The 14149-nt window shown below is 66.8% G+C and carries 14 protein-coding genes; 6 read left to right on the top strand and 8 right to left on the bottom strand.

The window, feature by feature from the left end; all coding sequences use genetic code 11:
• The first annotated feature begins 245 nt into the window (after positions 1–245).
• Positions 246–734 carry a DUF2721 domain-containing protein gene (locus CT3_RS14570; RefSeq protein WP_066533730.1) on the top strand — a complete coding sequence of 163 codons (489 nt, stop codon included), beginning with the start codon at positions 246–248 and terminating at the stop codon, positions 732–734.
• 110 nt (positions 735–844) lie between these two features.
• On the opposite strand, the gene CT3_RS14565 is transcribed toward CT3_RS14570, so the two are convergent.
• On the bottom strand, positions 845–1762 hold the full coding sequence (locus CT3_RS14565; RefSeq protein ID WP_066533728.1) for an HTH-type transcriptional regulator ArgP: 918 nt from the start codon (positions 1760–1762) through the stop codon (positions 845–847).
• A 70-nt stretch (positions 1763–1832) separates the two neighbouring features.
• On the opposite strand from CT3_RS14565, the gene CT3_RS14560 reads away from it, so the two are divergent.
• Complete coding sequence (locus CT3_RS14560; RefSeq protein ID WP_066533726.1) at positions 1833–2486, top strand: LysE/ArgO family amino acid transporter; 654 nt, start codon at positions 1833–1835, stop codon at positions 2484–2486.
• Positions 2487–2582: 96 nt separating this feature from the next.
• Here the strand turns inward: CT3_RS14560 and CT3_RS14555 are convergent, their stop codons facing one another.
• The gene (locus CT3_RS14555; RefSeq protein WP_066533724.1) at positions 2583–2897 is read right to left on the bottom strand and encodes a hypothetical protein; all 315 of its coding nucleotides are present in this window, start codon (positions 2895–2897) and stop codon (positions 2583–2585) included.
• Positions 2898–3223: 326 nt separating this feature from the next.
• Positions 3224–4009 carry a MetQ/NlpA family ABC transporter substrate-binding protein gene (locus CT3_RS14550; RefSeq protein WP_066533720.1) on the bottom strand — a complete coding sequence of 262 codons (786 nt, stop codon included), beginning with the start codon at positions 4007–4009 and terminating at the stop codon, positions 3224–3226.
• Between the two features lie 6 nt (positions 4010–4015).
• Here CT3_RS14550 and CT3_RS14545 point away from each other — a divergent pair, with 6 nt between their 5' ends.
• Together CT3_RS14545 and CT3_RS14540 are read left to right on the top strand one after the other, a co-directional pair.
• Positions 4016–4198, top strand: a complete 183-nt coding sequence (locus CT3_RS14545) for a hypothetical protein (protein WP_127446246.1) — start codon at positions 4016–4018, stop codon at positions 4196–4198.
• Complete coding sequence (locus CT3_RS14540; RefSeq protein ID WP_066533718.1) at positions 4188–4424, top strand: DUF3820 family protein; 237 nt, start codon at positions 4188–4190, stop codon at positions 4422–4424. The genes CT3_RS14545 and CT3_RS14540 overlap by 11 nt, the downstream gene beginning before the upstream one ends.
• Positions 4425–4573: 149 nt before the next feature.
• Here CT3_RS14540 and CT3_RS14535 read toward each other — a convergent pair whose 3' ends face one another.
• Entirely contained in the window at positions 4574–5062 is a 489-nt protein-coding gene (locus CT3_RS14535) for an ABC transporter substrate-binding protein (RefSeq protein ID WP_066533716.1), read from the bottom strand.
• A 513-nt stretch (positions 5063–5575) separates the two neighbouring features.
• Here CT3_RS14535 and CT3_RS14530 point away from each other — a divergent pair.
• Positions 5576–6652 (top strand): BMP family ABC transporter substrate-binding protein, encoded by a 1077-nt coding sequence (locus CT3_RS14530; protein ID WP_066534023.1) that lies wholly within the window; start codon positions 5576–5578, stop codon positions 6650–6652.
• A gap of 77 nt (positions 6653–6729) precedes the next feature.
• Positions 6730–7449: a phosphoribosyltransferase gene (locus CT3_RS14525; protein WP_218568104.1), complete on the top strand. Its 720-nt coding sequence runs from the start codon at positions 6730–6732 to the stop codon at positions 7447–7449.
• A 211-nt stretch (positions 7450–7660) separates the two neighbouring features.
• Here CT3_RS14525 and serB read toward each other — a convergent pair whose 3' ends face one another.
• The 4 genes from serB to mfd form a co-directional block, all read right to left on the bottom strand.
• Positions 7661–8374, bottom strand: coding sequence for a phosphoserine phosphatase SerB (gene serB / locus CT3_RS14520; protein WP_066533714.1), 714 nt, complete (start codon positions 8372–8374; stop codon positions 7661–7663).
• Between the two features lie 132 nt (positions 8375–8506).
• The gene (locus CT3_RS14515) at positions 8507–9541 is read right to left on the bottom strand and encodes a Bug family tripartite tricarboxylate transporter substrate binding protein (RefSeq protein ID WP_066533713.1); all 1035 of its coding nucleotides are present in this window, start codon (positions 9539–9541) and stop codon (positions 8507–8509) included.
• Between the two features lie 289 nt (positions 9542–9830).
• The gene (locus CT3_RS14510; protein WP_066533711.1) at positions 9831–10538 is read right to left on the bottom strand and encodes a hypothetical protein; all 708 of its coding nucleotides are present in this window, start codon (positions 10536–10538) and stop codon (positions 9831–9833) included.
• A gap of 34 nt (positions 10539–10572) precedes the next feature.
• Positions 10573–14064, bottom strand: coding sequence for a transcription-repair coupling factor (gene mfd, locus CT3_RS14505; protein ID WP_066533710.1), 3492 nt, complete (start codon positions 14062–14064; stop codon positions 10573–10575).
• Between the last annotated feature and the right edge of the window lie 85 nt (positions 14065–14149).

The raw sequence follows: 14149 nt of genomic DNA, 5'->3' as shown, positions 1-14149 counted from the left end.
GCTGCCGGCGTGCGGTTTGTGCCATGTCAAAGGCCTGGGGTGGCGGATTTGTGCCAGCGCAAACCGCCCGCAAACCGCCCGCAGAGCGCTCGTTTAGCACGGGGTAAGCCGCCTGTTTGGCAGGCCTGCGCAGTCTGCAGCGCAGCGTTGCGCACGGCAAAAGCCGATATTGCGGGCGTGCAGGGCGCCGGGCAGGGTGGACAGCCCTCACAATGTCGCTGTTCCCATCTTTTGAATGCTTTCCCATGAGCGTAGTGATTGACGTTGCCACCGCCACCCACAGCGTGCAGCTGGCCGTGGCCCCCGTGTTCCTGTTGACGGCGGTGGCCGGCATGATCGGCGCCGTGGCCGGGCGGCTGGCGCGCATCATTGACCGCGCACGCGTGGTGGAAGACCGGGTGCGTGCCAGCCAGGATGCGCAGTTCATCCAGCGCGGCCTGACCGAGCTGCAGTACCTGCGCCGGCGCGGGCGCATCTCCAATGTCAGCATCGGCTTGCTGACGCTGTGCGGCTTTCTGATCGGCCTGACCATCATCTTCCTGTTCATGGGCCAGGCCTGGGGCGTCGAAGAGCAGCTGTTTGCCGTGATCAGCTTCCTGCTGGGCATCGGCACCTTCCTGGCCGCGCTGGCCGGCTTCATGTGGGAGACGGTGCTGGCCACCCAGCTGCTGGACTTCCACGTGCTGGAAATGAAGCGCGATGTGGCCGAGCAGATCCCGCCGGAAAAGTCCTGAAAATCCCTGAAAGGCGCTGACAAGCCCTGAGCAGCTAATACGCAGTGCGCGTTGCACCGCAGGCTGCGGACGGGCAGCCTGCCAGCCAGACCACAGGCCGTCAGTGCGGCCTATTCGCCCGCCGCCGGCAGCGGGTCCAGCCAGTTGCGTGCGGCGGCAATCACGCACTGGGTCAGCCGCTCCAGCCCGGCCTGGGCATTGCGGGCATGGGCCCAGTACAGGTCCACCACCATGTCGGTGTCGGGGCGCAGTTCCACCAGCGTGCCGGCATCCAGATAGCGCTGGATCAGCACCGTGGGGTGCATGCCCCAGCCAACGCTGGCTTCGCAGGCGCGCACAAAGGCATGTGCCGACGGCAGCCAGTGGCGCGGCGGGGCCGTGCGCGAGGCCAGGCCCTGCTGCTGCAGCCATTTGTCCTGCATGCCGTCCTTGCGGTCATAGGTCAGCACCGGGGCGATGGCCATGGCCTCTTTGCTCACGCCGTCGGCAAAGTAGCGCGCCCCGAAGTCGGGGCTGGCGGCCGCCACATAGCGCATGCGGCCCAGCGGCCAGGTGTTGCAGCCGGTGATGTGGCTGGACGAGGCGGTGACCGCCGCCATCACATCGCCTTCCTTGATGCGCTTGGCCGTGTGGTCCTGGTCGTCGATGCTGATGTCCAGCAGCTCGTTGCCGGTGCTGGTGAAGCCCGACATCGCATCGATGAACCAGCTGTTGAGCGAATCGGCATTCACCGCCAGCTTCAGCGTGGGGCGGGCCACCTGGCCTTCCGGCACCAGTTCGGGGTTATGGCGGCGCAGCTCGTTTTCCAGCAGTGCCACCTGCTCCACATGCAGCACCAGGCGGCGGCCGGCATCGGTGCCGGTGCAGGGCTGGCCGCGCAGCACCAGCACCTGGCCCACGCGCTCTTCCAACTGCTTGACGCGCTGCGAAATCGCGGAGGGAGTGACATGCAGTTTGCGCGCCGCGCGGTCAAAGCTGCCTTCACGCAGCACGGCGGCCAGGGCTTCGAGTCCAGCGTAGTCGAGCATTTAGAAAAATTGAAGATCGTTCAGATAGTTTAATTTTACTAATTTAAGTACGCCTTGGACAATCAGGGACATGGCGCACAGCACTCTCTACACCCCTTTTCTGGCTGCATGGCTGGCAGGCTTCACGGTCTGCCTGTCCCTCATCGTCTCCATCGGCGCACAAAACCTCTATGTGCTGCGCCAGGCGGTGCACAGCCAGCATGTGCGCGCCTGCGTGGCCTGGTGTGTGGCCAGCGACGCACTGCTGATCGGTCTGGGTGTGGCCGGCATGGCCCGCCTGCTGGCCGAACGCCCGGACTGGGCCTACTGGCTGGGCCTGGGCGGCGTGCTGTTCATGTTGGCCTACGGCCTGTTTGCCCTGTGGCGCATGGTCTTTGCCCAGCACAGCGTGCAGCAGGGTGAAGGGGAAGGCGGGCGCAGCCTGTGGCGCGTGGTGGGTACGCTGGCCGTGATCACCCTGTTCAACCCCCATGTCTATCTGGACACGGTGCTGCTGGTGGGCTCCATCGGTGCGCGGCAGGAAGGCGACCTGAAATGGGTGTTCGTGGCCGGTGCGGCCAGTGCCAGTGCGCTGTGGTTTGCCGGCCTGTCGGCCGCAGGCCGGCGCCTGAAGCACTGGTTTGCCCAGCCGCTGGCCTGGCGCATCCTGGACGGCCTGACCGGCGCCATGATGCTGTCGCTGGCCTGGTGGGTGTGGCAGGGGCTGGACCGCAGCCTGGCGTGAGCCAGGCATGAACTTGGCGTGCACCCCCGCAAAAAAAGGCGCACCAGCATCGCTGGTGCGCCTTTTCCGTGGGCGGGAAGGCCGCGACGGCGGGGATCAGTCCAGCCGGGCCAGCACTTCCAGCAGGCCCCATTGGTTGGCCATGATCTGGTAGAAGGCCTCCTGGCCGGTCTTGCCGCTCTTGCCCTGGATGTAGACCAGATAGCCGGACGACTTGGGCTGGGAGGTCGGGAAGATCTTGTCGTAGCCGAACTTCTCGGCAATGTCGCCGCGGAAGTTGATGTGGTGCTTGCCCAGATCGTCGCCATGCCTTTTGGCAAACACTTCCAGGGTCTTGGGGTGGGTGACTTCGTTCTGGCCATCCTTGATGGCTTTGTCCAGGGAAGGGGTGGCGGGAGCTTCTTGGCTCATGGACGTGCAGGTGCTGGTTGAAAAATGCCGGTGGCACAGGTGCGCAACCGGTTCATGCGCACAGAAAAGCAACATCATGCCCGCAGATGCCGTCAGGCGAAACCCGAATTTCCACCTGCTGACAACGGGCTTGATCTGCACCAGAGCTGTGCTGTATCCCACATTACAGCGGGCTTTGCGGCCCCGCGCCATGGGGCGCACCATTCGCGTGGGTTGGCGGCGACAGCCGGCGGCAGCCCATTGCCATACGCTATGTAAACGTGTAGATGCATAAAAAAGGCGCCGACCAGCGGCGCCTTGGAAGCGGTTCAGCGTGGCCGCTGCGTTCAGAACGCGGGCACCACGGCGCCCTTGTACTTGTCCTGGATGAACTTCTTCACTTCCGGGGAGTGCAGGGCCTTGATCAGCTTGGCGATGTTGGGATCGTTGGCACGGTCCGCACGGGCGGCCACGATGTTGGTATAGGGCGAATCCGCACCTTCGATGAACAGCGCATCCTTGGTGGGGTTGAGCTTGGCTTCGATGGCGTAGTTGGTGTTGATCAGGGCCAGGTCCACATCGGCCAGGGCACGGGGCAGCAGAGGCGCTTCCAGTTCCTTGAACTTCAGCTTCTTGGGGTTCTTGACCACGTCCAGCGCGGTGGAGGTCAGGCTCTTGGGGTCCTTGAGCTCGATCAGGCCTTGCTTGGCCAGCAGCAGCAGGGCGCGGCCGCCGTTGGAAGGATCGTTGGGAATGGCCACGGTGGCGCCGTTCTTCAGGTCCTTGATGTTCTTGATCTTGGTGGAATAGGCACCGAAGGGCTCGACGTGGATCTTGCCGTTGGGCACCTGCACCAGCGAGCTCTTGCGGTCCTTGTTGTAGCTGTCCAGGTAGGGCTGGTGCTGGAAGAAGTTGGCGTCCAGTTGCTTGTCTTCCACGGCGGCATTGGGCTGCACGTAGTCGCTGAACTCCTTGACCTCCAGATCCAGGCCCTGGGCCTTGAGCTGGGGCTTCACAAAATTCAGGATCTCGGCGTGGGGCACGGCGGTTGCGGCAACCTTGAGCACGTCAGCAGCATGGGCGGACAGGGCCAGTGCGGCAATGGCCACGGCGGTAAGCGTCTTCTTCAGCATGGTGGTGTGAATTCCTTGGCAAAGGTGAAAATCAGCAGAGGTTTCCAGCGTCTGCGCCCTGGGCATGCGACGTTGGCTGAAGGCAAGTTTAGTGCAGCCCTGGAGCGGCTGGACAGCAGAATTTCAATTTCAGTTATAAAAAACGTGGTTTTTATGCAAATTAAGAAAAAGGCCTGTTATGCAGCCTGACGACCTGCAGGCACTGGTGCAGCTGCGCATGCCTTTTGGCAAGCACAAGGACATGCTGCTGGCCGATCTGCCTGGCAACTACCTGGCCTGGTTTGCGCGGGAAGGCTTTCCCGCCGGGCGCCTGGGCCAGCTGCTGGCGCTGATGCACGAGCTGGACCACAACAACCTGCGCGGCCTGCTCGATCCGTTGCGCACGGCGCCACGCGCATCGGCACGCCGCGTGTGACCGAGTGACTCTGCTGCCCCGCAGCCCGGGGCGGTACCACACCGCCCAGGGCTGCCCACCATGCACAACGCCCCGCGGCGTCAGCCAACGGGGCGTTGTGTCCGGTCCCTTCCGCCTGCACGGCTGAAGGACGGCTTGCGCGCAGTGCTTTACTTGGCAGCGGCGTGGGCAGCGGCAGCCTTGGCCTTGGCTTCGTCCAGCTGCTTTTGCAGGGCAGCGGCTTCGGCGTCGGCGGCCTTGGCGTCGGCAGCAGCCTTGGCCTTGGCTTCGGCATCCTTGTCGGCCGACGGGCCGCTCATGGCTCCGGCAATGGCGCTCCCGGCCATGGTGCCGGCCACGGCGCCCACGGCGGCACCCGCCATGGTGCCCATCATGCCGGAGCCGGCGCGGGCCGGTGCGGCGGCTGCAGCGGGTGCTGCGGCGGTGGCGGCCGCAGGCGTGGCGGCTGCCGGGGTGGCAGGCTTGGCCGCAGCCGTGGGGGCGGCGGGTGTGGCTGGCTTGGCGGGGGCCGAGCCGATGGAGGCGGGACGCACGGTCTTGCCACCGCCCATGCGCTTGGCCTGGGCCAGCGAAGGCACGGTCAGCGATGCGATTGCCAGGGCAATCACGGAGGCAGTGGCACGGTACGAAGTCTTCACAGAAAGTATCCAATCATGGTTGTCATACAGGGCGGACAGGCCCGCCAGGCCGCAACGCCATGGCGGCGCCGACCTGGTATGTATGTAGGGGTGGAGGAGGGGATTCCAAGCGATCCTCCGTGCAACCGTTGGCAACGAACGGGGGAGGACACCAGGGCAGCCGCTGGTTGTGTGACGTTATGGGGCTGCAGCAGCTATTGTAGGAACTCTTGGAGGCCCTGCGGCGCCCCACCGGGGTGAATGCAGGGATAAACCGGGGGCGTGCCGTGCACGGCACGGGCGGACAGGTACCGCTGCGCTTGCCGCGGTACACCACAAGAATACGTCGAAAGGCCTGCGATAAGTCTGCCGGATGCTCTTGAAAAGGAAGCATTCGGTCGAGTGCAGAGGCTGCCGGCTCCGCCGATCTCCGTGGCACGCAAGTTGCAAGTGCAAGAGGTGCCCGGCATGGCGCGCAGCACGCGCCACGGCTGCCGGGTTCCGGTTCATTTCCCCTTTCCGAAGAACACTGCCATGCGCTCTCCCCGCCATCTCCTCACCCCCCTGGCTGCTGCCCTGGGCTGCGCCACCGCCCTGGCCACGGCCCATGCGGCCGACCCCATGAAGGTCGGCTTCCTCTACATCGGCCCCGCCAGCGGCGCTGGCTGGTCCTATGCCCACGAACTGGCGCGCCAGGAAGTGCAGAAAAAGTTCGGCAACAAGATCGAAACCATCTTTGTCGAAAACGTGGCCGAAAACGACGCTGAGCGCGTGACCCGCGATTTGGCCGCACAGGGTGCCAAGGTGATCTTTGGCGGTGCCTTCGGCTTCATGAACGGCATGGAGCGCGTGTCCCGCGACTTTCCCAAGGTGGCTTTCGAACACGCCACGGGCTACAAGACCGGCCCGAATCTGGGCATCTACGACATCCGCACCTACGAGGGCGCCTGCCTGAACGGCACGATTGCCGGGCACCTGTCCAAGACCCAGACCATCGGGGTGGTCGCGCCGCATCCGATCCCGGAGATCGTGCGCAACATCAATGCCTTCACCCTGTGCGCCCAGGAGGTGAATCCCACGATCCAGACCCGCATCCTGTGGGTCAACACCTGGTATGACCCGCCCAAGGAAGCCGAAGCCGCCAAGACCCTGCTGAACCAGGGCGTGGACGTGCTGATGCAGAACACCGACTCGGCGGCCCCCTTGCAGGTGGCCAAGGAAGCCGGCAAGGTGGGCTTTGGCTGGGACACCGACATGGCCCAGTGGGGCGGCGATGCCCAGATGGCCGCCGCCCGCCTGGACTGGAGCATCTACTACAGCAAGGTCGTGGCCGATGTGATGGCCGGCACCTGGAAGCCCGGCAACGTCTGGATCGGCATGAAGGACGGCGCCATCCATTACGACCACTTCAGCAAGAACCTGCCGGCCAAGGTGCGCGCTGCGGTGGAGCAGCGCGGCAAGGACATCGTCTCGGGCAAGCGCCCGGTGTTCCACGGTCCGCTGCGCGACCAGGCGGGCAAGGAACGCAGCAAGGCCGGCGACATGCCCGACGCCGACAAGCTGAAGATGAACTTTCTGGTGCAGGGCGTGATCGGCGCCATGCCGCAGTAAACCGTGCGGCACCACCGATCGCCCGGGAACGCTGCGGCCTCCCGGGCGGCGGTGCACCGCCATGGATGACGATGAACATGAGTATGTCGAACACAGACCTGTTGACCCCCTACGCCGCCCGCTGGTACACCGCCGCCCAAGCGCGTGCACTGCCGCCGGCGGGGCCCACTTTTTCCGGCACCTTCACCGTGGCGCTGCAAGGCGGCAGCGCCCTGGAGCTGCCGCTGCGCGTGCTGCCCGGCGGCGACAAGGCGATTGCGCTGCTGATGAGCAACCAGACCCCGTTCGCGGTGGAAGACGCGCTGGCCCCGCTGGTGACGGCCGCCGCTGCCAGCCTGCAGCCCGAGGTGATTGCCGCCGTGCCCACCATGGGCCTGGACTACGCCCGCTTGGTGGCGCGCGGCCTGGGGCTGGCCGACTACGTGGCGTTGGGCCACTCGCGCAAGTTCTGGTACGACGAGGCGCTGAGCGAAGCCGCCACCTCGTCCACCAGCACACAGGGCAAGCGCGTCTACCTGGACCCGGCCCTGGTGGCGCGGGTGCGCGGCAAGCGCGTGGTGCTGGTGGACGATGTCATCAACACCGGTGTCAGCGCGCTGTCGGCCGTGCGCCTGCTGGAGCGCGCCGGCGCCGAGGTGGTGGGCTTGACCGTGCTGCTGAGCGAAGGCCATGCCTGGCGTGCGGTGGTGGGCGAACTGGGCGCGGGCTGGGACCAGCGCGTGCGGGCGGTGGGCCACATCCCCATGTTCGAAGCCGCAGGCGACGGGCGCTGGCAGCCGATGGCAGGCACGCTGTAAGCGCTCGTTCCGAGCCGTTCGGGCTGGTCGTGGGCAGGACCTCGGTTGGCGCCGGGGCTGCTGGGCCGTGGCCGCCGCCATCGTGGCCTCACCATGCACCACGGCGAACCCATCAGGGTGTCTGCCGTCGTGTCAGATGCTATGCCGGATGCGCTGCACCGTGTGACAGTGCATGCGGCCGTGCGCGCCGTGGTGCAGGCCGCAGGGCTGCTTACTGCAGCACTTCCAGCAGGCGGTCCAGACCGCCCAGGTTGATGCACACCTTGGCCTCCGCGCGCACGCGGGGCTTGGCGTGGTAGGCCACGGACAGACCGGCCGCCTGCATCATCGGAATGTCGTTGCTGCCATCGCCCACGGCGATGCACTGGGCGGCATCGATGCCCAGCAGGCTGGCCACCTCCAGCAGCGTGCGGCGCTTTTCGGCGCCGTCGCAGATATCGCCCCAGGGCTGGTCCACCAGGCCGCCGGTCAGCACGCCGTTGTCCATCTCCAGCACATTGGCGCGCACAAAGTCGATCTGCAGCAGGTCGCGCACATGCTCGGCAAAGTAGGTGAAGCCGCCGGAGACCAGCAGCACCTTCAGGCCGGCGTTCTGGGCGGCCTTGACCAGGGTGTGCGCACCGGGCGACAGCTGCAGGCGCTCGGCCAGCACGCGGGCCATGTCGGCCTGGGTGACCCCGGCGAGCTTGCCCACGCGCTGGCGCAGGCTGTCCTTGAAGTCGGTGATCTCGCCGCGCATCGTGGCTTCGGTGATGGCCGCCACCTCGGCCTTCTTGCCCGTGGCGTCGGCGATCTCGTCGATGCACTCGATGGTGATCAGCGTGGAATCCATGTCGAACGCGATCAGCTTGTAGGCGCTGAGCTTCTGGGGGGCGGTGATGTTCTGGATTGTCAGGCCGGGGGCAAATTCGGTGGCAACGCTCATGGCAGCTCAAGTCGAGGGGGGTAGAAGGAGGAGCAGGCCGCGCCGGGCGCGGCTGCGCAGGCCGCATTATCCCCGTACGCCGGGGAATCTGCGGTGTCACGGCGTATCCGGCACTGCCGCTGCGGGCAGCGCTCACTGCGGCACCAGGCCAGCGGCCTTCACCAGCTCGGCATGCAGCAGGATGTCCTGGTGGACGGTCTGCTTCAGCTGCTCCGGTGTGCCGGGCGCCACTTCCATGCCACTGTCCCCCAGCTTGGCCACCACCTCGCCCTGCAGTACCTTGTGCACGGCGCGGTTGAGCTGGGCAATCACCGGCTGCGGTGTCCTGGCCGGGGCAAACAGGCCCACCCAGGCCGACAGGTTCAGGTTGGCAAAGCCGCTCTCGGCCATGGTGGGCGTGCCGGCCAGCATCTTGCTGCGCTGCGGGCTCATCAGTCCCAGGGCGTGCAGCTTGCCGGACTGGATGTGGGGCAGGGCCTCGGGCAGCACCGCAAACAGCATGTCCACATTGCCGGCCAGCGTGTCGTTGATCGCCGGTGCGCCGCCCTTGTAGGGTACGTGCAGCATGTCGGCATGGGTGCGGGTGCTGAACATCAGCGCCGCCAGATGCTGGGGGCTGCCGTCGCCCGAGCTGGCATAGGTCAGCTTGCCGGGTGCGGCCTTGGCGGCGGCCACCACGGCGGCGACGCTGGGAAACTTCTGCCTGTCCTTGACCACCAGCACCATGGGCTGGTTGACCAGCTGGGCCACCGGGGCGAAGTCGGCCTCCGGGTCATAAGGCAGGGATTTGAAGATGCTCTTGTTGGTGGTGAGAAACGAGGCTGGCGAGACCATCAACTGGTAGCCGTCGGCCGGCGCGCGCGCCACCTGGGGCGTGCCGATCTGGCCGGAGGCCCCGGGCTTGTTCTCGACGATGAACGGCTGGCCCAGCTCGGCCGCCAGCTTCTGGCCGACCACGCGGGCAATCATGTCCGCGCTGCCGCCGGCGGGCAGGGCCACCATCACCTTGACAGGGCGTTCGGGGTAGCTGCCCTGGGCCTGGGCGGCAGGGCAGCCGGCACCCCACACGGCGGCGCTGCAGGCCAGCAGACAGAGCAGGCGCGGGGCATGGCGCGTGGAGAGACCCAGGGAATGGCGCGGGAGATGGCGGAGATGCAGTACAGACATGAAACCCCTTGCTCGGATGGGCGCTGCACAGGCCGGGACCTGCAAAGCGGTGGAGTGGCGGTGGTGCCGCGGCGTCACGGTGGAATGGCGTCACGGCGGAATCGCATGGACCGTGGCCTGCTGCACCCAAGCAATTTCAATGCCGCGCCCCGCACCGCGAAAGAGGGGAAAGCCGGAGGGGGCGCCAGCGGTAAGAGGCCGGCCGCCGGTTGCGCACAGCGCCGGTGGAAGGGGGCGGATGGACGGTCGGCTCAGCGACCGCGTGCGTGGCGGGCGCCGGCAGGCCAGCTCAGGCGGAGCGGTCGTGCTTCTCGGCCACCTGCTCGTAGAGGTACAGGCGGTCGGACCAGGTGGCCAGCCAGTCCGGACGGTAGGCCACGCAGACCGAGCAGATCATGCCGGTGACCACGGCATCGCCCCAGGCCATCAGCCAGTGGGCGATGTGGGACAGGTCCTCGTTGACCCCCGGCAGCGGCTGGCCGGTGGCGCTCGCCAGCACGCTGGCAGCAAACAGGCTGAACACGGTGCCCATGAAGCAGCGCCCGAACAGGTAGACAAACACCTTGGTGCCCAACCACTGGCGCAGCAGCACGCCCCAGAGCATGCCTAGCGTGGCCGGCAGCATGCCGTGCCAGACGATGAGGCGCAGCGCCTCGTGCCCGGCCAGCCCGGGCGACAGCAGGCAGGCGATCACCCCCACCAGGGCCAGCGTGGGCATGGCCAGCGGCCAGCCCAGGGTCAGCACCACCAGGCAGGCGCCGGACCACTGCAGCTGCAGCGGCATCTTGTGCAGCGTGGGCATGGCCCACAGCCAGGGCAGGATCACCAGCGTGGCCAGCAGCGGCGTCCACAGCGGCGAAGCGATGCGCGGCACGTCCTGGGGCGTGGCATAGCGCCCCGGCAGCGTGCGGTCGACCAGCAGGCGCCAGGGGCGCATGGACAGCGCCACCCCCAGTGCCACCAGGGCAAAGGCCGCTTCCAGCAAGGCTTGCAGCATGGGGGACTACCTCCTGCGAGCAGTATGACCAGCTTCAGGCCGTGGCGGGTGTTTCCGCGCGCAACGGTTGTCCCAGACTTTTCAGCACATCGCGCACCATCTGGGCGCGGGCCTTGGGGTCTTCCAGCGCGCGTTCGATGCGCAGCTTGTCGTTGCCCGCCAGCTTGATGTGCTTGTTCTTCTGGATCAGGTGGATGATCTGCATCGGATCGATGGGCGGGTTCGGCTTGAAGGTGATGCTGATCACGCCCGGTGCGGCATCGACCTTGAGCACGCCATAGGGCTCGGAGAGCACGCGCAGGCGGTGGGTGTCGATCAGCGTCTGGGCCTGCGGCGGCAGCTTGCCGAAGCGGTCCACGATCTCTTCCAGCAGGTTGTCGATCTGGTCGCTGGTCCTGGCCGTGGCCAGCTTCTTGTAGAACGACAGGCGCAGGTGCACATCGCCGCAGTAGTCATTGGGCAGCAGCGCCGGGGCATGCAGATTGATGTCGGTGGAGGCCGACAGCGGCGACAGCAGATCGGGCTCCTTGCCGTTCTTCAGGCTGCGCACGGCTTCGGCCAGCATCTCGTTGTAGAGCTGGAAACCGATCTCCATCATGTTGCCGCTCTGGTTCTCGCCCAGCACCTCGCCGGCGCCGCGGATTTCCAGATCGTGCATCGCCAGGTAGAAGCCGCTGCCCAGCTCCTCCATCTGCTGGATGGCGTCCAGCCGCTGCTCGGCCTGCTTGGTCAGGCTCTCGATGTCCGGCACCATCAGATAGGCATAGGCCTGGTGGTGGCTGCGGCCCACGCGCCCGCGCAGCTGGTGCAGCTGGGCCAGGCCGAACTTGTCGGCGCGGCTGATGACGATGGTGTTGGCCGTGGGCACGTCGATGCCGGTCTCGATGATGGTCGAGCACAGCAGGATGTTGAAGCGCTGGGCCACGAAGTCGCGCATCACGCGCTCCAGTTCGCGCTCGGGCATCTGGCCGTGGGCCACGGCAATGCGCGCCTCGGGCAGGATTTCCTCCAGCTTCTGGCGGCGGTTCTCGATGGTCTCCACTTCGTTGTGCAGAAAGTACACCTGGCCGCCGCGCTTGAGCTCGCGCAGCACCGCCTCGCGGATCACGCCGTTGCTCTCGGAACGCACAAAGGTCTTGATGGCCAGCCGGCGTTGCGGGGCGGTGGCAATCACCGACAGGTCGCGCAGGCCTTCCAGCGCCATGCCCATGGTACGCGGAATGGGGGTGGCGGTCAGTGTCAGCACATCCACTTCGGCGCGCAAGGCCTTCATGGCCTCCTTGTGGCGCACGCCGAAGCGGTGCTCCTCGTCAATGATCAGCAGGCCCAGGTTCTGGAACTTGGTCTTCTCGGACAGCAGCTTGTGCGTGCCCACCACAATGTCCACCGACCCGTCCTCGATGCCCTTGAGCGCGGCATTGATCTCCTTGGTGGAGCGGAAGCGGCTCATCTCCGCCACCTTCACCGGCCATTTGGAGAAGCGGTCCACCAGCGTCTGGTAGTGCTGCTCGGCCAGCAGCGTGGTGGGGGCCAGAAAGGCCACCTGCTTGCCGCCCATGGCGGCCACAAAGGCCGCGCGCAGGGCGACCTCGGTCTTGCCGAAGCCCACATCGCCGCAGACCAGGCGGTCCATGGGCTGGGGGCTGATCATGTCGTGCACCACGGCGTGGATGGCCGCCTTCTGGTCGGCCGTCTCCTCAAAGCCGAAGTCCTGGGCGAACTGCTCGTAATCCTGGGCGCTGTAGCGGAAGGCGTGGCCCTGGCGCGCGGCGCGGCGAGCGTAGATGTTCAGCAGCTCGGCTGCAGCGTCGCGCACCTGCTCGGCGGCCTTGCGCTTGGCCTTTTCCCACTGGCCGCTGCCCAGGCTGTGCAGCGGCGCGGATTCGGGCGTGACGCCGGTGTAGCGGCTGATCTGGTGCAGCTGGCTGACGGGCACGTACAGCACCGCATCCTTGGCATATTCCAGGTGCAGAAACTCCTGCAGCGCGGGCGAACCATCGGTGTTCTTCTGGCCCACGTCCATGTTGACCAGGCCGTGGTAGCGGCCGATGCCGTGCTGGGCATGGACCACCGGGTCGCCCACCTTCAGCTCGGACAGATCCTTGATCAGCGCATCGACATCGCTGACCTGTTCCTGCTTCTTGCGCCGGCGCGTGCCGCCGCTGGTCTCGAACAGCTCGGTCTCGGTGACGAAGTCGATGCCTTCCTCCGTCCAGGCAAAGCCCTGGGCCAGGTTGGAGGTGGCAATGCCCAGCCGTTCGCTGTCGTCGGCCTGGAACTCCGCCAGCGAATCGAAGGCCGGCGGGTTGACGTTGGAGGCCCGCAGAAAGTCCAGCAGGCTTTCGCGCCGGCCGTCGCTTTCGGCCAGCACCAGCACGCGGCGTGCCGCGTGGGCGATATGCGCCTGCAGCCGGGCCAGCGGCTCCTCGGCGCCGCGCACCACGGCCAGCGGCGGCAGCTGCTGGAAGAGGGCGCTGTCGGCCACATCTTCCACCCCCGGGCGCAAGGCCAGCTGCGGGTAGGGCTTGGCGCTGGTGTAGAACTGGTCGGCCGTCAGGAACAGGGTTTCGGGCGGCAGGGCCGGGCGCTCGGGGTCGCCCTGCACCAGGCGGAAGCGCTCCCTGGTGTCGGTCCAGAAGCGCTGGAACGCCGGCTCCAGATCGCCGTGCAGCACCAGTGTGGCGTCACCGCCCAGGTAGTCGAAGACGGTGGCCGTGGCGTCAAAGAACAGCGGCAGGTAGTACTCGATGCCCGCCGTCGCCACACCATTGCCCATGTCCTTGTAGACGCGGCTGCGCGTGGGATCGCCCTCCAGCAGCTCGCGCCAGCGCGAGCGGAACTTGGCGCGTGCATCCTCGTCCATGGGGAACTCGCGGCCGGGCAGCAGGCGCACCTCGGGCACGGGGTAGAGGCTGCGCTGGCTGTCGGGATCGAAGGTACGGATGGAGTCGATCTCGTTGTCGAACAGATCCACCCGGTAGGGCACGGGCGAGCCCATGGGAAACAGGTCGATCAGGCCGCCGCGCACCGCATATTCGCCGTGGCTCACCACCTGGGAGACATGCTGGTAGCCGGCCAGCGTCAGCTGGGCCTTGAGCTTGGCCTCGTCCAGCTTCTGGCCCTGCTTGAAGTGGAAGGTGTAGCCCGCCAGAAACGACGGGGGGGCCAGCCGGTACAGGGCGGTGGTGGCCGGCACCAGCACCACGTCGGCGCCGGTCTCGTGCTCGCGGCTGCGGATGCGCCACAGCGTGGCCAGGCGCTCGCTGATCAGGTCCTGGTGCGGCGAAAACGTGTCGTAGGGCAGGGTTTCCCAGTCCGGAAACAGGGCGCAGCGCAGCTCGGGGGCAAAGAACGCCAGCTCGTCGATCAGCCGCTGGGCGTCGCCCGCATCGGCCGTGACGATGGCCGTGATGCGGCCCGCCGCCCGCTCGCGCTGCGCCAGACGCGACAGCAGCAGCGCATCGGCGCTGCCCGTGGGGCGGGGGAGGGTGAAACGGTGACCGGAGCGGAGGGTGGGCAGCTGCATGGGAGAGGAGGTGGCGGTACGGTGGCCCCATGGGCGTGGCCTTTTGCCGCCAGGATGTCTGCGAAGGGGAAATCCCGATTCTAGA

The sequence above is a fragment of the Comamonas terrigena NBRC 13299 genome, from assembly GCF_006740045.1.
Lineage (GTDB): Bacteria > Pseudomonadota > Gammaproteobacteria > Burkholderiales > Burkholderiaceae_C > Comamonas > Comamonas terrigena.
This window is presented reverse-complemented; position numbering and strand designations above follow the sequence as displayed.